Origin of the sequence: Geoalkalibacter subterraneus (genome assembly GCF_000827125.1) — a bacterium.
GTDB classification, from domain to species: Bacteria; Desulfobacterota; Desulfuromonadia; order Desulfuromonadales; family Geoalkalibacteraceae; genus Geoalkalibacter_A; species Geoalkalibacter_A subterraneus.
Map to the genome: position 1 here is coordinate 2,838,036 of NZ_CP010311.1, position 21,536 is coordinate 2,859,571.

Below are 21,536 nucleotides of genomic sequence, written 5' to 3' on the forward strand. Positions count from 1 at the left end.
CACCCCCTTTTCCGGTAAATTATCCGCCGATTTAGCCGTGAACCGTAATGGAACCCCCTGTGCCTGCAGCAGCGGACTCTTTTCGACCTGTACACATTCACCCTTCGGTTCCGGCATGCATCAGGAGGACCTGACATGAAAAAATGGTATTCGGTCGCGCTCTGCGCGGTCATTCTGTTATCACCCTTCGACACCTCGGCAAAACGCATCGCCGATGAGGTGCTTATACCAGTAGCCGAAACCGGCTCCGTCCGCTTCAGCCATTATCGCCACATCGAAGTGCTGGGCAATAACTGCGTCATCTGTCACAACGACATCTTTCACATTCAGCCCGAAAAAAATCCCACCTTTACCATGGCGGATATGGCGGAGGGCAAAAGTTGCGGCGCCTGCCACAATGGCCGTGAAGCGTTCGGAGTGAGCGGCAATTGCAGCCCCTGCCACCCCACCCGGGATGTTTCCTTTGAAATCCCGGATTTTGAAGATGTCACATTCAGCCATGACGAACACACCTTCCTATACGGATGCGTTGAATGCCACCCCGATCTGTTCCTGCCCCAACCCGACAATCCTGCGGTCAGCATGGAAAGCATGAAAAAAGGGGAATCCTGTGGGGCCTGCCATGATGATTCGACCGCATTCTCGGTAGCCGGCAACTGCGAGCAGTGCCATCATCAGTAAACCGGCGGAGCACCCGTTTCGTCGAACAGGCGCGCCGGGACCAGCTACAGGAGAACCCCCTTAGAGCTGCACATTGCCGCCCTCCTGATCCTGAATTCGCAGCACCTCCGTCTCTCAGTATCGCCGCTTGTCCTTTCACTGTGGTTGGTGTATAAACGGGCGAATCCATGGAATCCATCACAGGAACACGCTACCGGAGGAACGATGACCGCCAGCCTTCATGAAAATGAGGTTCTCAAGGCCTGCCGCACCCTGTTCGGGCCCGATGTCTGGCTGGATCGTCATTTTCTGGGGTATCTTCAGCCCGACGGTGTCAGGGCGGCCTATCGCCAGCGCGCAAAGGAGACCCACCCTGACCGTTTTCCAGGCGAACAGCGGATCCAGAAGCTGCAGGCCGAGCACTTTCATGCCGTGCATCACGCCTACGATCTGGTTCGCTCCTTTCTGGCCCAACGTGACCAGGCGGGCTTGAAATTCAGCACCAGCAGAACGTCGCACCAGAGGGAACAACCGCCTCCCCATGCTCACCCGCACCGCGAGAAGCCTGCGCACAGCGGCAGTGGGCCGATTCCGTCGCGCGCCTATGAAATCGGCTCTTATCTCTACGCGGCCGGGGCCATCGGCTATCACGCGCTGATAGAAGCGCTGGTGTGGCAGCGCCGCCAACGCCCGCCCGTGGGAGAGACCGCCCGCCGATGGGGCTGGCTCGACGAGCAGACCATCCGGCGCATCATGCTGCACCGCAGCAGGCACTGCCGCCGCTTCGGCGAAAAGGCTGTGGAGATGGGGCTACTCACCCCCTTTCAAGTGCGCACCCTGCTGTTTCACCAGCGCAGCCGCCATCAGAAACTGGGGCAGTATTTCGTGCAGCAGGGCTATTTGAGCGCTGAAGAACTCGATGCCCTGGTGCAGCAGATGCACGGCCACAACGCTCGGGTTCACCTGCACGCCGGCCCGCGACGCAGCGCGTCCTGACCTGACCCTGTTCTGGCGGGCCCCTTATTTACATCCACTCTCGGCCCATCCGCACTTATAACCACCCTGACATCTTTTATCCACCTGACTTCCGGAGGTTCTTCTTCATGGGAATTACTGCCAACAGCGTCAATCTCGTGCAATACCAGGTACTGGAAATTCCTGAAACGGGCGACTCCGCCGAATGGGCGCGCCCGCTGCTTGAAGCAAATGCTTTTGCCTCCATCGACAACTCGACGGAGGAATCCGCCATTGGCTGGGCCACCATCGACGACCCGATGAATGCCGACTTCACCGACCCGCGCGATTTTTTCCGCTCGCCCTACCTGTGCTTCACCCTGCGCCAGGACCGGCGCCGCGTGCCGTCCGCCCTGCTGAGGCGTCGCCTGAAGGAGGCCGAGGCGGAGTTTCTCTCCTCGCACCCCACCCTGCTGCGAGTTCCCAAGCAGAAGCGCGAGGAACTGCGCGAGTCGGTGCACAACTCCCTGCTGGCCAGGACTCTGCCGACACCTTCCACCTTCGATATCGCCTGGAACGTTGAACGGGGACTGCTGTTTTTCACCGGCACCTCCAGCCGCGCCATCGAAGCATTCGAGGGACTCTTCCGCCAGACGTTTCCCGAACTGCGGCTTGTGGCCCGCCACCCGTTCGCCCACGCCCGTTCGGTGGTCAATCCTGATCTACAGGACACCCTCGAAGACCTTAACCAGGCCGCCACAGATGCGGTTGTCGAAATGACCGAAGCCAACGCCTGGCTGGGCCAGGATTTTCTGTACTGGCTGCTGTACGCCACTGTCGAAGGCCGCGACCGGTTCAAGGTCAACCAGGACGGCCCCGCGGTGCGCGATGAGCTTTTCACCGCCTTTCTCGACAACCGGCTGGTCCTGACGGGGCTTGGCGACCACGGCCCCCAGAAGATCACTGTAGCCGGCCCTCAGGAAAATTTTTCCGAAGTGCGCGCCGCCCTGGCTCGCGGCAAGGCCATCAGCGAAGCCACCATCCATTTCGAAAAAATGGAAAACGAATGGAAAACCAACCTGAAAAGCGAGCCGTTTTACTTCGGCTCCTTCAAGGGGCCTGCCGTGAAACTGGAAAAGGACGAAATCACCGACGAGAAAAGTGAGCACGAAGCCGTTTTTCTCGAGAAGATGCATGTACTGGAAGAAGGGATGCAGCTCTTCGACAGCCTGCTGGCCGCTTTTCTGCGGGAACGTCTGGCGGAGGACTGGTCTGCGCGTTCTGAAGAGATGAAAGCGCAGCTTCTATCGGAAACTTCAGTCTAACCGAAAGGGGCCGGGATCGGGGTGGGTGGATGGCATGACGCCGCCGCGGCGCAGACGCTGAAGGAATTCGTCCCTTGGAATGCCCTGTGCCCCCAGAGAGCGCAGATGATCGTTGGGCATCTGGCAGTCAAGCAGCTCGAATTCAAGGTGTCGCAGCCGCCGGACCAGTTCCGCCAGAGCCACTTTGGAGGCATTGGAGGCGCGGTGGAACATGGATTCGCCGAAAAAGCAACGGCCCAGAGAGACGCCGTAAAGGCCGCCCACCAGGTCATCCGCCCGCCAGACCTCCACCGAGTGGGCAAAACCCATGTCATGCAGCTGCACATAGCTGTCACGCAGCTGGGGCGTGATCCATGTCCCCTCGCCGCTCTGCAGGCGCAGATCCGCGCAGGCGTCGATCACCCCGGCAAAGTTCCGGTCGAAGGTCACCTCAAAGGAGCCACGGCGCAGCACTCTGGCAAGACTGCGCGAGACGTGAAGGCGGTCGAGTTCGAGAATAAAACGCGGATCGGGAGACCACCACAGGATCGGGTCCCCCTCATTGAACCAGGGGAAAATGCCCATCGAGTAGGCCAGCAGAAGCCGCTGCGGCGAGAGATCGCCGCCCACGGCCAGCAGGCCGTTGTCATCGGCCATCTGTGGCGGCGGAAAAACCGGCTCGGGAATCAGCTGATAGATCGGCACGGAGAAACCGGGGAAAGAGGTCAGGCAGACCCGGAAGTGTTTCGCTGCGATCGCGAGACACTTCCGGGCACGACTCAGGAACGATAGTTGAAGGTCAGGCGCCCCGCCTTGAAACCGATGGAGACCCGCCCCCCTTTGCTGAGACGTCCGAAAAGGATTTCATCGGCAATCACATCACTGACTTCCGCCTGGATCAGCCGCCCGAGCGGCCGCGCCCCGAAAATAGGGTCATATCCCTTTTCAGCCAGATGAGCACGCGCCTTGGCAGAGATCGTCAGCTTGACCTTGCGGTCGGCAATGCGCGCCCGCAACTCGCCAATGAACTTGTCCACCACTTTTTCGATGATGGGCAGATCAAGACTGGAAAATGAAATAATATTGTCGAGGCGGTTGCGAAATTCAGGGGAGAACTGTTTTTCAACTTCCTGACGGGGGGCGCCCGCGGCCCGTTCACCGAAGCCGATGGGGGTTGCGCTCATCTCCCTCGCCCCGACATTGCTGGTCATCACCAGGATGACATTGCGAAAATCCGCCTTCTTGCCGTTATTGTCGGTCAGCGATCCATGGTCCATGACCTGCAGCAGAATATTGAAAAGATCCGGATGCGCTTTTTCGATTTCATCAAGCAGCAGCACCGCGTAAGGATTTTTCACCACCGCGTCGGTCAGCAGCCCTCCCTGATCGAAACCGACATACCCTGGAGGCGCGCCGATGAGGCGCGACACCGAGTGCTTCTCCATGTACTCGCTCATGTCGAAACGCAGAAACTCGACGCCAAGCTGTTCGGCAAGCTGCTTGGCCACCTCGGTCTTGCCGACCCCGGTCGGACCGGTGAACAGGAACGAGCCCACCGGTTTGTCAGGATGTCCGAGCCCTGCCCGGGCGCGGCGGATGGCGCGACACAGGTTTTCGATGGCGGGCTCCTGACCGAACACCACCCGCTTGAGGTCGCGCTCCAGCGTCTTGAGGCGGCGCCGGTCGGATGCGGAGACGTTGCGCTGCGGAATACGGGCAATTTTCGCCACCACGGCTTCCATGTCAGAGACCGTCACCGACTGCTTGAGCTGCGGCTGAAGCTTGAGAGAAGCACCCACTTCATCAATCACATCAATCGCCTTGTCGGGCAGGTGCCGGTAGTTGATGTATTTGGCCGACAGGCGGGCGGCAGCTTCCAGGGCTTCGTCGGTATAGGTTACGCCGTGGAAATCTTCGTAATAGCGCTTGAGCCCGGCCAGAATCTCGATGGTCTCCTCCACCGTCGGCTCCAGAATGTCGATCTTCTGGAAGCGACGGGACAGGGCACGATCCTTATCGAACAGATTCTTGTATTCCTCGAAGGTGGTGGAACCGATGCAGCGCAGATCTCCCGACGCCAGCGCCGGTTTGAGAATGTTGGAGGCATCCATGGAGCTGCCGCTGGTCGCGCCGGCGCCGACGATGGTGTGGATCTCGTCGATAAACAGGGCCGCCTTGTCCAGTTTGGTGACAGCGTTGATCACAGCCTTGAGACGCTCCTCGAAATCGCCGCGGAACTTGGTGCCCGCCAGCAGTGCGCCCATATCCAGCGCATAAACTTTGAACCCTTTCAGAGCCTCGGGCACCTGCTCTTCGTAAATACGGCGGGCCAGCCCTTCGGCGATGGCGGTTTTGCCCACCCCGGAATCCCCGACATAAATCGGGTTGTTCTTGCGCCGCCGGCACAGCACCTGGATAGTGCGCTCAAGCTCATTGGCACGCCCCACCAGGGGATCGATTTTGCCCGCTTTGGCACGGGCCACCAGATCGACGGTAAAAGAGGTCAGCGGGTCGCGGGCCGGGCTGGCGCGCCCCGGCGCATCTTCCTTCTGCTCCGGCGCGGGTCGCTCCTTTTCCTGCTGCGCGTCCGGAAAGCGGGACACTCCGTGAGACACGTAGTTGAGCAGGTCGAGCCGGCTGATCCCCTGCGCTTCCAGATAAGTCGAGGCATGGGAATTCTGTTCTTCGAGAATGGCGGCGAGTATATCGCCGAGACCGATCTCCTTCTTGCCGGCTGAGTGCATGTGCACCACGGTACGCTGAAGCATCCGCTGCAGGCCGACGGTCTGCTCGGGAATGAACTCATCCTCTCCCGGCAGGGTCTCAAGCTGGTGAGTGAAGAAATCCTCCAGCATCGATTTGAGTTCATCCACGTCACCGCCGCAGCCGCGCACAATCTTCTGCCCCTCTTCCTCGAAGAGGATGGCGAACAGGATGTGTTCCGTGGTCAAGTATTCGTGATGGCGGCGCTGCGCTTCGCGCACGGCCAGGCTGAAAGCGATCTGTACGTCCTGATTAAACATGGCTCCACCCATAGATTAGCGAGGCTCAGGCCTCCTCCATGCTGCATTTGAGGGGGTGCCCCTCTTCCTTGGCCAACGCATGAACCTTCATGACCTTGGTCTCGGCGATCTCGTGCGGGAACACGCCACAGACCCCTGCCCCCTTGTAATGAATATTGAGCATGATGCGATGGGCTTCCGCGGGGCTCTTGCGAAAAACCGTCTCCAGTGTGCGCACCACGAACTCCATGGTCGTGTAATCATCGTTGTGCATGATCACCTTGTATAACGATGGATGTTTGACCTTGCTGCGGCTTTCGGATGCTACCCCCGCCTGATCTCCAGGAGACTTTCTTGGCACGACGCGACCGACCTCCATCTTTATGACTCAACGGCAATGAACATATATAATTTAGCATAGGTACGAGCAATTATCCAAGGGTGTTGAGGCCGGAAAACTGCAGGTGAGCGAGCAGCGCTATCGCGACCTCTACATCAACACACCGGGCATACTGCACAGCATCGACAAGGATCTGCGGTTGGTTGAGGTCAGCAACCACTGGCTTGAAAGGATGGGCTACCAACGCAAAGAGGTTCTCGGCCGCCCTTTCACCGACTTTATGACGGCCAACTCCCGCCGCACCGCTCTTGAAGAGATTATCCCGCGATTTCTCGCCACCGGTTCCGTACGCGACGTGCCTTATCTCTGCCTGTATGAACCCTGACAGTTTTGCAGACCGCCATTTCTTCCCCCGGTTGACAGAGTGACGCGCCTGACATATACCTGAATCGGCAACAGATTTTCTGCTATGTGTCGGCACCCATATCCGACGGCTGGTGTCATCATCATTCTTTAATCCGGGAGGATCAACATGTCCATAAAAACCCGCTTAGCATATTTTGTCGGCCTGAGCCTGCTGACCCTTCTCCTTAATGGCTGCGGCGGAGCCTCCGGCCTCCAGGTTGAACCTATCTCCCTGAGCGAAAACCCCAGCGAGCAGATTGAAAGCCTTGAAACCGAGGTGACCACCGCCCGCGTCAAAGAACTCCACATCCTGGCTCCCGAATCGATGGCAGCGGCGAAGGAGGCTCTTGACGCGGCACAGGAGGGTCTTCGCGAAGACAAGGGCGTTGAGACCATCCTGCAGAAGGTCGCCCTGGGGCGCGCCCATCTCGAGAAGGCCCGCGAGCAGGCGGTACTTGCCCAGACTGTCCTGGCCAAACCCCTCGAAGCCCGGCGCAAAGCGCTGGAAGCGGGGGCGGTACAGATCGGCAGCGATTATCTTGCCGCCGAAAACCGTCTCGTCGAATTGGCACGGGCGCTGGAAAATGAACGACTGGACTGGGCCGCTAAACATGCGCCGGGGGCCGCCCGACAATTCAGTGATCTGGAACTGCGCGCCATTAAAAATACAGCCCTGGGCGAAGCTCGGCGCATTCTGGCACAGGCAGAGAAAAAAGGCGCCGGAAACATGGTTCCGGCCAGTTTCGCACGTGCTCGCGGGATCCTGCAGGAAACCGACGACTATATCACCAACAATCGCTACCAGAACGACATCATTGAGGACAAGGCCCGGAACACCCTGTTTGAAGCCCGGCGCACAGCCATTCTGCTGGAGTACAGCCGTCGCTTCAAAGAGATGACGCCTGAACAGATCGCGCTCTTTGTAGAAGAGCTGCTGCGGACGCCGACCCTTCGCCTGGCCGGTGAACCTGAACTGCGCGACCGCCCCTTCGAGGCACAGGCCGAAACACTGGCCCGGACCATCACTGAGCTGCAGGCAGGACAGCAGGCGCAGAAAAGCCAGATCGAGGCGGCCAGGCAGCAGATTGCATCTCTGGAGGGAATCACCGAACAGGAGAAAGCCGCCAAGGAACTCTATATCTGGGAGCAGAAAGCGACCAAGGAAAAGCTGGAACGCGAGCGGAGGTTCCAGCAGATTTTCGATGAAATTCAGGAGATGTTTGCGCCGGAGGAGGCGGAGGTTTACAAGCAGGGCAATCACCTGGTGATTCGCCTGCGTGGAATCCGTTTCCCGGTGGGGAAAGCCGTTATCGCACCCAACAACTACCCACTGCTGGGCAAGGTCCGCCGCGCCATCCGCACCTTCAACGAGCCGGCGGTCACCATTGAAGGACATACCGACAGCACAGGAAGCGATGCGGCCAATGCCTCTCTGTCCCAGGCACGGGCAGATGCCGTCCGCCAATATTTCATTGCGAATGAAATCCTGCCCCCCGATCGAATCATTGCAGTCGGTTACGGCTCACGCCGTCCGCTTGCCCCCAACACCACCACTGAGGGGCGAGCCATCAACCGCCGCATCGATGTAATTATTACCCCGCAGTCGCAGAGTTCTTTATGAAAGATTGGACAATAGAAACGCACAAAAAAATGCGCGCCGGCCAGGAGGGATATCCGACGCGCGAAGGGAACGAGAGGTGAGTAAGAGTCTCTGCCATCTCGCAGTTAAATATTACCATGGTGGTAATATTTAAGCAAGACCAGGGGATATTTTCTCGATTCCGCTCGACTCGCACAACAGAGCGGATGCCGCGCATGAAAGTCTGGAGCTGCGCGCATCATGTCCCAGGGCCTGCAGGGCGTCGCCCAATCCCTGAAAAGCCGCTTCATAAATCTTTCTCTGCACCAGGTTCATGACGACCGGTTTTTCTTCTCCGAAAACGGGGGCCGCCAGGGCTTCGCGGCAGGCATACGCATCGGTCGAAGTAATCGCCCGGCACATCAGCGGGCGCTGCGGCCAGATGGAACAGTTTTCCCGTTCATCGAGAAAACCACATGAACGGCGCACAAAAAGCCGCTCCTCTTCATCGAGCCAGCGCACTTCGCGGGCAAGCTGCAGCAATCTCCCCTCCAGTTCGCGGCGCGCCTGCCCCGAAAAATTCTGCCGGACATAATGAGCTATACCAACCACCTCGGGTTCGAGCACTGCCACATTGACCATGCAGCAGGTTCCGCACCCCGGCCCGCATGCAATCGACAGACTTTCTTTTCCCTCCTGCCACTGCCGCAGAGTTTTCTCGCAATGTTCATAAACGGCACCCAGCAGGGCAACGACCGCGGGACTCTCCTCTGAACCGGCCCCTGTCATTCCGGCATGGGCCAGGTCACGGCATTGCTGTCGGAAAGTGTCAAAATCAAACATCGCTCCTCCTCTCCCCCGCTCAACCGCATTTCAGTTTTAAAACAATGTTTACTTGAAAACACGGGAAGTGCAACAGAAAGGGAGGGGCAAGAGCCTTCAGGGAAGCATGCAGGGTGACTGAAAATAGTCGCGTCCGCGCGGGCCGCCGGGCCATTTTTCCTGCAGAAGCGTATAATAACGGGTGGCCCGCACCTGCAGATCGAGCTGCTGCAGAGCTGTTCTGGACAGAAAAGATTCCCGACCGTAGCGCCGTTTGAGCTGGGCATGCACGCGGGAGAAATTCTGAATCAAGGGCAGTTGCAGGTCTTTGCGGCAGTGGGCGAGATACTTCCTACCGCGTGCACTCGCCCCGAGCAGTGTGATGAAAAGGGGGCCTGTTGCCAGGGACTCCTCCATCCACTTGCGCTCAACCCCGAGGAGGACGTGGCTGAGCATCCGCGTAACGCGGGTGCGGGTGAAATGCCGTGATTTGACCGCTGCAACCAACTCGTCGTAGTCGCTGCTCGCCTCCACAGCTGCGGCAAGACGGTGTTCGATACCGTCTTCCACCAGGTAAAACGGCTTCACGGCCTGCGCCCCCTGCAGAATCCGCCCGAGAAGCAGGGTCAGAAGGCGCTCCCGGTCGGGAGTCGCGCCCCTGGCAAGAGCATCGAACAGGGGAGCATGTGCCGCTTGCGGAAGAAAGGCCGCAACATCCTGCCCTTGCCGCAGTCGATGGCGGATCGCCGTCGCGCTGGCGATATCATGCGCGCCCGGTTCAAGATCATGGAATCCGCCACCGATACGGGGAACGGTATAAGCCTGAACGGCGCTACCGGATTCCTTGAGGGCGCGGAGATATTCGATCCCTAGGATATTGTTGGGATGTGACAGAACCTCAGCAACATTTTCTTGAAAACCCGCCTGCCGCACCGAAGCCGCACGGGCCCGGGGGTAATTTTCCCCCAGACCCAGGCGGCGGCGAATATCTTTCTCCAGCCCCTGCCTGTCCCGCTCCAGCGCGGCTTCGGCCTGCATCAGCAGCGCCAGATCCCCGGCCTCACTGCCGAAGCATAGAGCCTGCATGGAGTTGCCGAAGCTGTTCAGCACAGAAACCGCCCCGCGGGCGAAATGAGGCGCGCTGTTGCAGGCCCAGGGAAAGGGCAATTCCACCACCAGGTCGACTCCGGCGCGCAACGCCGTCTCGGCCCGCACCCATTTATCCACCAGCGCCGGCTCGCCGCGCTGTAGGAAATGGCCGCTCATCACCGCCACCGAAACCTGGGCGCCGGTCAGGCGCAGGCTCTCGCGCAGGTGATGTTCATGCCCGCGGTGAAAGGGGTTGTATTCGGTGATCAGGCCGACGGCACGCATGAAAAGATCGGGCGCTCCTTCTGGCGTTACATCAGAACAGGCAGAGAATAATCGACACAGACTTCTTCGGGGGTGGTCCGGGTTTTCCATGCCATGATTTCAATCCCGGCGTCCGCCGCCTCGCGCAGCAGACGGCCGTATTCAGGGTCGATATCGTCGGCGGGGGTAAAGGCTTCGGCCGCGGCGCGCTGTACGACGAAAAAGATGATCCCCCGCAATCCCTCGGTAACGGCAGACATCAGCTCTCGCAGGTGCTTCTGGCCGCGCACCGTGACCGCATCGGGGAAGCAGGCGGTGCGCTGGTCATGCATCAGGGTGACGTTTTTGACTTCCAGCAGAATCCGCGTCTCAGCGCGCTCCAGGAAAAAATCGATACGGCTGGCGCCGTAACGGTACTCCGGACGAATCCGGCAGCCCTCAAGCCCGGGAATGAGACCGGCACCCAGCGCTTCCCCCACCACCTGGTTGGCGCGGTGTGTATGGGTATCGACCCAGGAACCGTCCACCTCGACCAGTTCCAGCGTATAGCGCAGCTTGCGGCGCGGGTTGTCATTGCGGGAGAGCAGGACGTGGTGTCCCGGCACGGCGCATTGCCGCATGCTGCCCGTGTTGGGGGTGTGCGCAGTGACCAGGGATCCGTCATCAAGCTCAACCTCGGCGAAAAAACGCTGATAGCGCCGTTTCAGGACGCCTGCCACCAGAGGCTGCGGCAACTTCACTGGTCAAGCTCCGCCATCTCCCACTCGGAGAGCCCCAGCAGATAGAGGATTGAATCGAGACTCTGTTGATTGATATGGGTGTCGGCCTGCTCCCGCACCCGTGCCTTCGCATTGAACGCGATTCCGAGTCCCGCACGCCCCAGCATGGGCAGGTCGTTGGCACCGTCGCCGATGGCGATCACCTGGTCGAGGGCGATCCCTTCGCGGCGGGCAATCTCTTCCAGCAGCTCGGCCTTACGCGCGCCGTCGACCACCGGACCGTCGAGGCGACCCGTCACCTGGCCGTCGGCGATCTGCAGTCCGTTGGCAAAAGCATAATCAAGGCCGAGGTCTTCTTTGAGGCGGTTGGTGAAAAAGTTGAACCCGCCGGAGATAACCGCGGTCTTGAAGCCGAGACGCTTGAGGATGCGCACCAGTGTTCTGGCCCCGGGAGTAAAAGGAATATTCTGGTAGACCTGCTCGAGCGCTTCGGCGGAAAGTCCCGCCAGCAGGGCAACCCGCTGGCGCAGCGCTTCGTTGAAATCGATCTCGCCGTTCATGGCCTGGTCGGTAATGCGGGCGACCTCGTCGCCGACCCCGGCAATGCGGGCCAGCTCGTCGATCACCTCGATCTGGATCAGGGTCGAATCCATATCCATCACCACCAGCCGCTTGGCGCGCCGGTGCAGGCTCTCCTTCTGCACCGCGACGTCAACCCCCAACGTCGCCCCGGCATGCAGGAGCTGGCGGTTGATCGCCTTGACGTCGAAGGCCTCGGGGACGGTCACCAGAAATTCCACACAGCGCAGCTGCCCCTGGGTGAGCTTGGAGATGCGCTCGATGTTGACCTGGTGCTCCGCCAGAATCGCGGAAACCCGGGCCAGGGCGGCGGCATTAACTTCGCCCCCCATGATGGTGAGCACATAAGCGTTGCGGTTGCTGCGGCGGCGGTAATCCTGCTCGTCGATGACCTGAAAGTCCAGATCGAGTCCCCACTCTTTGGCCAGGAACAGAAGATCCTTGATGAGGGGCTTCTGGTCGCTGTCGCCGGTGGTGAAGTCGATGATGACCGACAGCGAAAGCAGGGTATGGGTGACGGTCTGCTCGATGTCGCGGATCCGCGCGCCGGCGGCGGCAATATGGCCGGTCATGGCGGCGATAATGCCCGGCCGGTCGGGGCCGGTCATGGTGACGAGAATCATGGGTTGGGTGCTCATACTGATCCATCCTTGGCTGAAATGCGGCGATTTTAACCCCGCCGGAATATCCTGACAAGCATCTCAGGGCAGAAAGGACAAATAATTCCCGGCTGCGTCTCGGACTTGACCTGAGCGTCGAGCTGCAATAATCTGGCACCTTCGCCCGCTGCAGGGCACCCAATGACCCGAATTCGAGGCTCTGATCCCTTGTCGTCGTCTGATTTACTGCAATTTCTGTTTGCCGGCCTCACCAGCGGCACGATTTACGCGCTGGTCGCCCTGGGATTCTGCGTGGTGCACAATACCATGGGGATCGTCAATTTCGTGCAGGTCGATTTCGTCTCGCTGGGCGGACTGCTCATGTTCAGCGCCCTGTTCACCTTCAACCTGCCCATGGGGGCTGCGCTGGTGGTAGCGGTGGCAGCAACGGCGCTGGTGGCCGTTATCGTGGAGCGCATCGGGCTTCGCCCGGCCCGGTCAAACGATCCACTGATCCTGATTTTCCTGACCATCGGCCTCTCCATCATCCTGCGCGGCATCATGGCGCTGATCTGGGGCAAAAACCGTATGGCGCTGCCGGGACTGGGCGCTGATGAGCCGCTGCAGATCGGGGGCGCGGCGCTCATGCCGCAGACGCTATGGATTCTGGGGCTGACGCTGGTGGCGATCCTCATCCTGGCCTGGTTTTTCCGCTGCACCGGGTTGGGGCTGGCCATGCGGGCCGTCTCGTCCAACCCCACCGCCGCCGCAGTGGTCGGTCTGCATATCGGGCGGGTGCGGGCAGCCAGTTTCGCCCTGGCCGGGGCTCTTGGAGGGTTGGCGGGCATTCTGGTCACCCCCATCACCACACTGAGCTATGATGTGGGCATCCTGCTGGGGCTCAAAGGTTTTGCCGCCGCCATCTTAGGCGGCTTCGGCTCGTTCCCGGGCGCCATCATCGGCGGCCTGTTGCTGGGGCTGCTGGAATCGCTCACCGCCGGCTACTTCTCCAGCGCCTACAAAGACGTGGTCGCGTTCGTCGTCCTGCTGCTGGTGCTGTTCGTACGGCCGCAGGGGTTGCTGGCGAAGTGAGGTTTTTTATTGCCACTAAGGCGCTAAGACTCTAAGAAAGTCAAAATCTTTAACGCAGAGACGCTGAGGAGGAGAGAACGCAGAGTGCCTAAATCTGAAAAATTCTTGTTTTATATCAAATCAAAAGAATCAGAATTTTTTTGGCTTTTCTCTGCGTACTCACTGTTCTCTGCGCCTTTGCGTTAAAAAAATTTTCTTTGTGTCTTCGAGTCTTGGTGGCTTAATCCCTGAGACATCAGAGGTCTGAATGAAAGATCACGCTGAAATCGAGCTTCTTATGGGCAACGAGGCGATCGGCCGTGCCCTGATCGAGGCCGGCTGCCAAATTGCGGCGGCCTACCCCGGCACTCCCTCCACCGAAATTTTGCAGGCGGTGGCCGACCGGCGGGAGGAGGCGCTGGAGCCTCTGCATATCGAATGGTCGGTCAACGAGAAGATCGCCTTTGAAATAGCCCTTGCCGCCGCCTATACCGGCAAGAGATCCGCCGTGGTCATGAAACAGGTGGGGCTCAACGTCGCCGCCGACCCGTTCATGCGCACCGCCTACCTCGGCGTCAAAGGGGGGATGGTCACCATCGTTGCCGATGATCCAGGACCTCACAGTTCGCAGAACGAGCAGGACACCCGGCTGTTCTGCCTGCAGGGGCGGGTGCCGGTGCTCGATCCGGCCTCTCCCGCAGAGGCCGCGCAGATGGTGGAGACGGCCTACGCGCTGTCGGAGAAGTTCGAGATCAACGTGGTGCTTCGCCCCACCACCCGCATCTGCCATTCCCGCCAGAATGTTGCGCTCCATCCGCCGAAACGATTGGAGAGACAGGCCCGTTTTGAAAAAGATCCGAGCCGCTGGGCGGCTACACCCGCCTTTCTTCCGGCTCTGCACCGCAAGCTGAACCACACCCTTGAACAGGTCGCCGCAGAACCCGATCTGCAACCGCAACTCACCCCTGGCGACGGCAGCCATCCCCGCACCGCGCTGGTGGCGTCCGGGATTGTCTACGGCCACCTGGTCGATTTGCTGGATGACCTGGGCCTTGGCGGGAGCATCGATCTCTACCAGGTGCTGATGCCCTACCCCCTTTCCAGCCAATTCCGCGAGCAGTTGCGCCGCGACTACGATCGTATCCTGGTGCTGGAGGAGACCTATCCCGTCATTGAATTACAGCTCGCCCATCCCGGAGCACGGGGCAAACAGGACGGCACCCTGCCCCGCGAAGGGGAGTTGACGCCGGATGTCGTCGAGCAGGCGCTGTGCGCTTTTCTCGATCGGCCCTTTTCACCGGAAACACCGCCCGAACGACGCGGCCAACGCCCCTCGCTCTGCCCTGGCTGCCCGCACCGCGCCTCCTTCGCCGCGATCAAGCGCGCCTTCCCGCGCGGCCTGTTTCCGTCGGACATCGGCTGCTACACCCTGGGGATGAACCTCGGCGCGGTGGACACGGTGCACTGCATGGGGGCCTGCATCAGCCAGGGAGCCGGCTTCTACCAGTCTTATGCCCAGGACGGCGATTTCCCAACCGTGGTGGTCACCATCGGCGATTCGACCTTCTTCCACTCGGGAATCCCCGCGCTGATCAACGCCGTTATCCAGAAAGCGCGCATCATCGTGATGATCCTCGACAACGCGACCACCGCCATGACCGGCGGCCAGCCGGTGCCGCACCTGGGCCTCACCGCCTCGGGCGATGCAACCCGCGCCATCGGCATCGAGCCGCTGGTGCGCGCCGCCGGGGTCGACTTTCTTGAAGTCTGCGACCCCTATGACCAGCAGCGCCTGGAACGGCTGCTCAAGGAGGCCGACCGTCATATTCGCGGTCCTGAACCGGGAGTGGCGGTGATCATCTCCCGCCACGGCTGCATGATGGATTCAGCGGTACTCTCGGGACAGGAGAAGTATCAGGTCACCGTCACCGAGGACTGCACCGGCTGCAAACGCTGCATCCAGGCGTTTGAATGCCCGGCCATCGAAATGGATGAAAGCGGCGCGCGGGCACGGATCAACACCGACCGCTGCGTCGGCTGCGGCACCTGCATCCCGTCCTGCCCTTTCAATGCCATCGTCAAGGAGAAGCTCTCATGAAACAGCAGATCATCGTCAGCGGCATCGGCGGGCAGGGCGTGCTGTTTCTCACCCGGGTCATCGCCCAGGCGGCGGTGGATCAGGGCCTGCCCGTGCTCACTGCTGAAACGCACGGCATGGCCCAGCGCGGCGGCACCGTGCTGTCCACCATCAAGGTCGGCTCTTACCACAGTCCGCTGATCCGCACCGGCCAGGCCGATGTGGGGCTGCTGCTGTGGGAGGACAACCTGGCGGTGCACCGCTCGCTGCTCAAGCCCGAAGGGCACCTGCTGATCAATGCAGACGAAGAGGGAGAGGGAGCGCGCATCGATGCCAGCGGACTGGCTCGAGAGATGGGCAACCCCGTATTGTCGAACCTGATCCTGCTGGGGCTTGCGGTTCGCAGGCAGGCTCTTTTCTGCGATGCCGTCCAGTGCGAGAAGGCGGTTCGCACCCTGGCGCCCGAGCGTTTCCTCGACCAGAACCTGGCCGCTTTCCGACGCGGACTCGAAGATTGACGTTGAGACACGATGAGCACGAAGGATAAAATCCTCTACTTTCTGATTCTGCACCGCACCGGCCTGGCAGTCACCGCCTTTGCCGCCTTCGTGCTGCTGTTCCCCCTATACCAGGACAACCCCTACACCCTGGGGCTGACCAACCTGATCGCGCTCAACACCATCGTCGTGCTCGGCCTCAACCTGTTTATCGGCTACGCCGGCCAGATCTCACTGGGGCATGCCGCCTTTTTCGGTCTGGGGGCCTACGGTTCGGCCCTGCTGACGGTGGAGGGGGGAATCTCCCCCTGGGGCGCTCTGCTGTTGACGGCCCTGGCGGTGGCAGCCATCGCATGGCTGGTCGGCCGCCCTATCCTGCGCCTGCATGGCCACTATCTGGCCATGGCCACCCTGGGTTTGAACCTGGTGGTTTATACGATTCTGGTGCAGGCCGACAAGCTGACCGGCGGACCCAGCGGCTTTGCCGGCATCCCCCCACTGGCGCTGGGCGGCTGGGCCTTTGACGACGAAATCCGCTTTCACTACCTGGTGTGGGGAACGGCCCTTGCGTGCCTGCTGATCAGCCTGAACCTGGTGCGCAGCGGCGTCGGCCGTGGGCTGGCGGCGCTGGCGGCGGACGAGCAGGCCGCCCAGTCGCTGGGGATCGACACTGCCCGCGCCAAGGTCAGGATCTTTGTACTGTCGGCTGTACTGGCCTCGCTGGGCGGCAGTCTTTTTGCCCACTGCTACCGCTTTGTCAGCCCCGACTCTTTCGGCATCTTCGTCTCGGTCGATTTCGTCATCATGGTGGTGATCGGTGGCCTGGGCTCAGTGTGGGGGACGCTGCTGGGGGCGTCCGTTGTCACCATGCTGCCGGAATGGATCGAAGTCTTCGACACCTATAAGGACATCATCTACGGCCTGATCCTTGTGGTGATTCTTATGTTTCTGCCGCGAGGGCTGGTCAGCGGGCTGATCGATCTGGCCCGCAACCGCTTTGTACTCTGGGTTCGGAAAAATGCTGCGTCTCGAACGGATCAGTAAAAATTTCGGCGGACTGCCCGCCCTGCAGGAGGTCAGCTGCGAGATCGCCGGAGGCAGCGTCACGGCGCTGATCGGCCCCAACGGCGCCGGCAAAAGCACCCTGATCAACTGCATCAGCGGCATCCTGGCACCGGATCAGGGGGCGATCCGTTTTTCCGGCCAGGACATCGCCGGACGCCCGGCCCATGAGATCGCCCGCCTCGGCATCGGGCGCACCTTTCAGAACCTGAAGGTCTTTCCGCGCATGACGGTTCTGGAGAACGTCCTGTGCGGACTGACGCTGGAGGCAGGAAAGTCCTGGATCAGCGCCATGCTGCGCCTGCCGAGCCTGCGTCATCGCGAAAGGCATCTGCGCCTGCAGGCTCTGGAGGCACTGGACCGCTTCGGGCTGGCGGACAAGGCGGGCTGGCCAGCCCAGGCCCTGGCCTACGGCGACCGAAAGCGGCTGGAGCTGGCCCGCGCTTTCGTCGGCGACCCCCTGCTGGTCCTGCTCGACGAGCCGGTGGCCGGCCTCAACGCCGAGGAGACCGCACAGATCGGGCTGGAGATTCAGAAGCTGCGCAGCGAGGGGGATACCCTGCTGCTGGTCGAGCACGACATGGATCTGGTGATGAGCGTCGCAGACCAGGTGGTGGTGCTCGACGGCGGGCGCTGCATCGCGCAGGGGACTCCGCAGGAGGTGCAACGCAACCCGCTGGTGCTGGAAGCCTATCTCGGCAGCATGGAACCGACCGCCTGAAGGAGTCCGCCAGAGTGAAGCAGAGAACTGCAGCGAGGATGATCCCATGCTGACCATTGAAAATCTCAGCGCTCATTACGGAACCGCCCAGGCGCTGTTCGACCTGTCTCTGACCGTTGAACAGGGATCGACCGCCGCGCTGGTGGGGGCTAACGGAGCGGGCAAAAGCACGCTCCTGAAATGCGTGATGGGACTGCTCAAACCCAGCGCCGGGCGCATCCTGTTCGATGGCAGGGATATCACCGGGCTCTCCCCGGCACAGCGGGTCCGGCAGGGGCTGGTGCTGTCGCCGGAAGGACGCGAAGTATTCCCGCACCTGCCGGTGCATGAGAATCTGACTCTCGGCGCGATGCCGCTGAAACTGTCGAAAAAAGAGACCGCTGCGCGCATGCAGGAGGTCTTTGCCCGCTTTCCCCGCCTGGAACAGCGCCGGGGACAGCTGGCGGGCACCCTCTCCGGCGGCGAGCAGCAGATGCTGGCCATGGGACGCGCCCTGATGGCAGGGCCGCGCCTGCTGCTGCTCGACGAACCGAGCCTGGGGCTTGCGCCGCGCATCACCGATGAGATTTTCGCCATCATCCACCAGTTGGCGCGCGCCGGCACCACCATTCTTTTGGTGGAGCAGAACGCCGCGCGGGCGCTCTCCGCGTCCGATTCAGCCTACCTTCTCGCCAACGGCCGCATCGTGGAACGGGGGGAGAGCCGCCGACTGCTCAACGATCCGAAGCTGCGCACCGCCTTTCTGGGCGCCGCATCCGACAACAAGCCGGGGCACAGCCGCCTGGGGGCGGCCGGCCTGACCAATATCCGTCTGGAGAAACCCGACATGAGTCATCCTGATTTTATGCCTGCCTTTTCCACCGTCGACGAACTTGAGGCCCATCGTCTTAAAGGCCTGCAGTGGACCCTGCGCCACGCCTATGAAGGGTCGAGCTTCTACCGGGAAAGGTTCGAGCAGGCCGGCATCACTCCCGATGAGATTAAAACTTTTGCCGACCTGCCGCGCCTGCCTTTTACCAGTGCCGACGACCTGCGCGACGGCTATCCCTTCCCCCTGCGGGCGGTGCCCTTCGAGCAGATCGTTCGCATCCACGCCAGCTCCGGCACCACCGGCAAACGCAAGGTGCTGTGCTACACGCAGAAAGACGTTGAAGACTGGGCCCATTTCTTCGCCCGCTGCTACCAGATGGCCGGCGTCACTCCCCTCGACCGGGTGCAGATCGCCGTCGGCTACGGCGTGTGGACCGCCGGCGTCGGATTCCAAGCGGGGTGCGAGAAGATCGGCGCCATGGCGGTGCCGGTGGGCCCTGGCAACATCGACCTGCAGATTCAGTTCCTGCTCGATTTCCAGTCGACCGTGTTCTGTTCCACTGCGTCCATGGCACTGCTGATGGCCGAGGAGATTCACCGGCGCGGCATCGCGGACAAGATCGCCGTGCGCCGCATCATCTACGGTTCCGAGCGCTCCAGCCGCTCCATGCGCAAAAAGATCTCGGAGCTGTTCGGTGGCGCGGAGCTGTTCGACATCACCGGCCTCACCGAACTCTACGGACCGGGAACCGGCATCGAGTGCTCCGACCACGACTGCATCCACTACTGGTCCGATTACTATCACCTCGAGATCATCGACCCGCAAACCCTGCAGCCGCTGCCCGACGGCGAATGGGGCGAGATGGTGGTCACTTCCCTGTGCAAGGAAGGCGCACCGCTGATCCGCTACCGCACCCGCGACATCACCCGCATTATCCCCGGCACCTGCACCTGCGGCTCCCCACTGCCGCGTCACTCGCGCATCCGTGGCCGCTCCGACGACACCATCAAGTTCCGCGGCGTCAACATCTACCCGTCCAGCATCGACACCATCCTCTCCAGTGTGCCGGGGCTCGGATCCGAGTACCAGATTCACCTGACCCGCGAGCCCGATTCGGGGCGCGACCACATGCGGCTGGTCATCGAACGCGCTCAGGGAGTACCCGCTGCACGGGATGCGGAGCTGCTCCACGAGGTCGGCCACCAGATCAAAAAGCAGCTGCTGGTCACCGCTGAGCTGGAACTGACCGATTACGGCGCCCTGCCGCGCTCGGAGCGCAAAAGCCAGCGGGTTTTCGATACGCGCCTCAAGGATGAGATCGTGTAAAATACCGAGTAACTTCGGGCATTGCGGCGCGCCAGAAAAGATAGACTCTCAACCAGGGATGTGATATTAATTAGACGTTTTCCTCGGTGAACACCATGGTTTGCCGGGAATTTTCCAGGGAGTCAGGCCGTTTCAGGCATTTTTCCGGGGGACGATCCGCGACACAGTGGCGGGCCGTCGTGTCTTTCCGTGCCATGATGTCAAGAAGTGTTTTCATGTATTTTCGGCGGGCCCTCCATGTGCCGGCTCTTTTTGTGTGCGCTCTGCTCGGGGGTGTTCTCTGCCCCCCTTTGGCCGGAGAAGCATCCGCCGCTGTTCAGGCACCCAAAACCCGCGCCGTCAAAATTATCGACCGCGACGAATTGAACCAGCCCCTGCGGTTTCCTTCCGGACTGACCTACGACAGCGCCAGTGATGAGATCCTGATCACCAGCCCCCAGAAAAACAAATTGACCATTACCACCAGCGATTATTTCCCCTACATCGCCCTTGGTTCGGGCCGCGGACTGCGCTCCGTCGGCAAAAGCTTCACCCGCAACGGCCTGATTTATGTCTGCATCGGGCACGGCGGGCCGGATCAGCGTGCCCACATTGCCGTCTTCGACGGCGCCCTGTTGCCGGTTGAACAATTCTACTTCCCCGATTTCCCCGATTTTTCTCCCATGGATGTGGCGGTCAGCGAAAACGGTCGCCTGTACGTGGTCGGCACCGGCGTTTCGGGAGTGCTCGTTCTGGATTCGAAGGGTCGCTACCTGCATACCCTCTCGCCGCGCGAGGAAGTCCAGGGCAAAACCGATGAGGTCTTCATCCATGCCGTCGATATCGGCAGCGACGGGCGGCTTTATTTTGTCAGCGAAGGGAAAGGGCGCGTCTACGTTTATGACGCTGAGGAAGAATTTCTGTTCAAATTCGGCGAAAAGGGGGGGGAGCCGGGCAAACTGTCGCGCCCTCGCGCCCTCGCTGTAGACGATGCCCGCCGCCGGATCTTTCTGGTCGATTACCAGCGCCATACAGTGCCGGTTTTTTCCATTGACGGGCAGTACCTTTACGAACTGGGCGGACTGGGAACAAGCCGCGGATGGTTCCACTACCCCATGGATGTGGAAATGGACGGCCAGGAACGGTTGCTCGTCGCCGATGCCTTCAATCACCGGGTGCAGGTCATTGAATTTATCGACCAACCGCGGCAGGACTCGATAGGGGCTGGAAAAAGTGTCGACGCGGAATTCCCGCTCGAGCAGGCTCCCGCACCCAGGACCCTGACCATCGACCGTATCGAAACCTCACTGCCGGAAGGTGCGGTCGGCGATTACCTGGTGCTGGCCCTGCTTTCGCCCGACAGGGAGACTGCTGAAGTCGTTGCCGAGAATCTGCGCAGAATAGAACTTCCGGCTTTCGTCCGCAGTGTGGAGCGTGCGCGGCGCGGCACCTGGCACCAGGTTTTTACAGGGCCCTACGAGACTCCCCTGCAGGCCTACAACACAGCAGAAAACCTCAGGACCAAAGAGGGCCTGCCGGCGATCGTCAAAACCCTGGGGAGACGTACCGAATTCATGCTCCCCTCTCAAGCGGTGACAACTTCGCCCGGCGACACAAAGGAAACAGGGAAGTCCGAAACGCCGGAGTCGCAACCCCAAGAGAATATGCAACCCTGA

20 protein-coding genes are annotated in these 21,536 nt (G+C 60.9%); 12 read left to right on the plus strand and 8 right to left on the minus strand.

From position 1 onward, the window contains the following. The first annotated feature begins 135 nt into the window (after positions 1 to 135). The 3 genes from GSUB_RS13280 (at position 136) to rdgC (ending at position 2,939) form a co-directional block, all read left to right on the plus strand. Positions 136 to 681 carry a cytochrome c3 family protein gene (locus tag GSUB_RS13280; RefSeq protein ID WP_052464924.1) on the plus strand — a complete coding sequence of 182 codons (546 nt, stop codon included), beginning with the start codon at positions 136 to 138 and terminating at the stop codon, positions 679 to 681. A 204-nt stretch (positions 682 to 885) separates the two neighbouring features. Continuing rightward, complete coding sequence (locus GSUB_RS13285; RefSeq protein ID WP_040201216.1) at positions 886 to 1,656, plus strand: J domain-containing protein; 771 nt, start codon at positions 886 to 888, stop codon at positions 1,654 to 1,656. 107 nt (positions 1,657 to 1,763) lie between these two features. Continuing rightward, on the plus strand, positions 1,764 to 2,939 hold the full coding sequence (gene rdgC / locus GSUB_RS13290; RefSeq protein ID WP_040201217.1) for a recombination-associated protein RdgC: 1,176 nt from the start codon (positions 1,764 to 1,766) through the stop codon (positions 2,937 to 2,939). On the opposite strand, the gene aat is transcribed toward rdgC, so the two are convergent. From aat to clpS, 3 genes are all read right to left on the minus strand, one after another. Then, positions 2,931 to 3,575 carry a leucyl/phenylalanyl-tRNA--protein transferase gene (gene aat, locus GSUB_RS13295; protein ID WP_353740403.1) on the minus strand — a complete coding sequence of 215 codons (645 nt, stop codon included), beginning with the start codon at positions 3,573 to 3,575 and terminating at the stop codon, positions 2,931 to 2,933. The two genes, rdgC and aat, sit on opposite strands and share 9 nt — an antisense overlap. Before the next feature lie 122 nt (positions 3,576 to 3,697). Next, complete coding sequence (gene clpA, locus GSUB_RS13300; RefSeq protein WP_040201220.1) at positions 3,698 to 5,941, minus strand: ATP-dependent Clp protease ATP-binding subunit ClpA; 2,244 nt, start codon at positions 5,939 to 5,941, stop codon at positions 3,698 to 3,700. A 25-nt stretch (positions 5,942 to 5,966) separates the two neighbouring features. Then, positions 5,967 to 6,299 carry an ATP-dependent Clp protease adapter ClpS gene (gene clpS, locus GSUB_RS13305; RefSeq protein WP_052464925.1) on the minus strand — a complete coding sequence of 111 codons (333 nt, stop codon included), beginning with the start codon at positions 6,297 to 6,299 and terminating at the stop codon, positions 5,967 to 5,969. Positions 6,300 to 6,384: 85 nt separating this feature from the next. On the opposite strand from clpS, the gene GSUB_RS13310 reads away from it, so the two are divergent. After that, positions 6,385 to 6,645, plus strand: coding sequence for a PAS domain-containing protein (locus GSUB_RS13310; protein WP_040201221.1), 261 nt, complete (start codon positions 6,385 to 6,387; stop codon positions 6,643 to 6,645). A 147-nt stretch (positions 6,646 to 6,792) separates the two neighbouring features. Then, positions 6,793 to 8,286 (plus strand): OmpA family protein, encoded by a 1,494-nt coding sequence (locus tag GSUB_RS13315; protein WP_040201222.1) that lies wholly within the window; start codon positions 6,793 to 6,795, stop codon positions 8,284 to 8,286. A gap of 129 nt (positions 8,287 to 8,415) precedes the next feature. On the opposite strand, the gene GSUB_RS13320 is transcribed toward GSUB_RS13315, so the two are convergent. The 4 genes from GSUB_RS13320 to serB all read right to left on the minus strand — a co-directional run bounded on the left by GSUB_RS13320 (position 8,416) and on the right by serB (position 12,355). After that, entirely contained in the window at positions 8,416 to 9,087 is a 672-nt protein-coding gene (locus GSUB_RS13320; RefSeq protein ID WP_052464926.1) for a YkgJ family cysteine cluster protein, read from the minus strand. A 96-nt stretch (positions 9,088 to 9,183) separates the two neighbouring features. Further along, positions 9,184 to 10,440, minus strand: coding sequence for a tRNA(Met) cytidine acetate ligase (locus GSUB_RS13325; RefSeq protein WP_040201223.1), 1,257 nt, complete (start codon positions 10,438 to 10,440; stop codon positions 9,184 to 9,186). A gap of 26 nt (positions 10,441 to 10,466) precedes the next feature. After that, positions 10,467 to 11,159, minus strand: a complete 693-nt coding sequence (gene sfsA / locus GSUB_RS13330; protein ID WP_040201225.1) for a DNA/RNA nuclease SfsA — start codon at positions 11,157 to 11,159, stop codon at positions 10,467 to 10,469. Beyond that, the gene (gene serB / locus GSUB_RS13335; RefSeq protein WP_040201226.1) at positions 11,156 to 12,355 is read right to left on the minus strand and encodes a phosphoserine phosphatase SerB; all 1,200 of its coding nucleotides are present in this window, start codon (positions 12,353 to 12,355) and stop codon (positions 11,156 to 11,158) included. Before serB ends, sfsA begins: the two co-directional genes overlap by 4 nt. Before the next feature lie 162 nt (positions 12,356 to 12,517). On the opposite strand from serB, the gene GSUB_RS13340 reads away from it, so the two are divergent. From GSUB_RS13340 to GSUB_RS18720, 6 genes are all read left to right on the plus strand, one after another. Beyond that, positions 12,518 to 13,408 (plus strand): branched-chain amino acid ABC transporter permease, encoded by an 891-nt coding sequence (locus tag GSUB_RS13340; protein ID WP_052464927.1) that lies wholly within the window; start codon positions 12,518 to 12,520, stop codon positions 13,406 to 13,408. Between the two features lie 247 nt (positions 13,409 to 13,655). Continuing rightward, a complete protein-coding gene (locus GSUB_RS13345; RefSeq protein ID WP_040201229.1) occupies positions 13,656 to 15,485 on the plus strand; it encodes a thiamine pyrophosphate-dependent enzyme in 1,830 nt (609 codons plus the stop codon). Then, positions 15,482 to 15,982, plus strand: coding sequence for a 2-oxoacid:acceptor oxidoreductase family protein (locus GSUB_RS13350; RefSeq protein ID WP_040201230.1), 501 nt, complete (start codon positions 15,482 to 15,484; stop codon positions 15,980 to 15,982). Before GSUB_RS13345 ends, GSUB_RS13350 begins: the two co-directional genes overlap by 4 nt. Before the next feature lie 12 nt (positions 15,983 to 15,994). Further along, positions 15,995 to 17,005, plus strand: coding sequence for a branched-chain amino acid ABC transporter permease (locus tag GSUB_RS13355; protein ID WP_040201231.1), 1,011 nt, complete (start codon positions 15,995 to 15,997; stop codon positions 17,003 to 17,005). Continuing rightward, positions 16,980 to 17,744 carry an ABC transporter ATP-binding protein gene (locus tag GSUB_RS13360; RefSeq protein WP_040201232.1) on the plus strand — a complete coding sequence of 255 codons (765 nt, stop codon included), beginning with the start codon at positions 16,980 to 16,982 and terminating at the stop codon, positions 17,742 to 17,744. The genes GSUB_RS13355 and GSUB_RS13360 overlap by 26 nt, the downstream gene beginning before the upstream one ends. Positions 17,745 to 17,790: 46 nt before the next feature. Next, positions 17,791 to 19,881 carry an ATP-binding cassette domain-containing protein gene (locus GSUB_RS18720; protein WP_084212055.1) on the plus strand — a complete coding sequence of 697 codons (2,091 nt, stop codon included), beginning with the start codon at positions 17,791 to 17,793 and terminating at the stop codon, positions 19,879 to 19,881. A gap of 70 nt (positions 19,882 to 19,951) precedes the next feature. On the opposite strand, the gene GSUB_RS19405 is transcribed toward GSUB_RS18720, so the two are convergent. After that, entirely contained in the window at positions 19,952 to 20,098 is a 147-nt protein-coding gene (locus GSUB_RS19405) for a hypothetical protein (RefSeq protein ID WP_158414088.1), read from the minus strand. On the opposite strand from GSUB_RS19405, the gene GSUB_RS13370 reads away from it, so the two are divergent. Continuing rightward, complete coding sequence (locus GSUB_RS13370) at positions 20,097 to 21,536, plus strand: NHL repeat-containing protein (RefSeq protein WP_040201234.1); 1,440 nt, start codon at positions 20,097 to 20,099, stop codon at positions 21,534 to 21,536. The genes GSUB_RS19405 and GSUB_RS13370 overlap by 2 nt on opposite strands.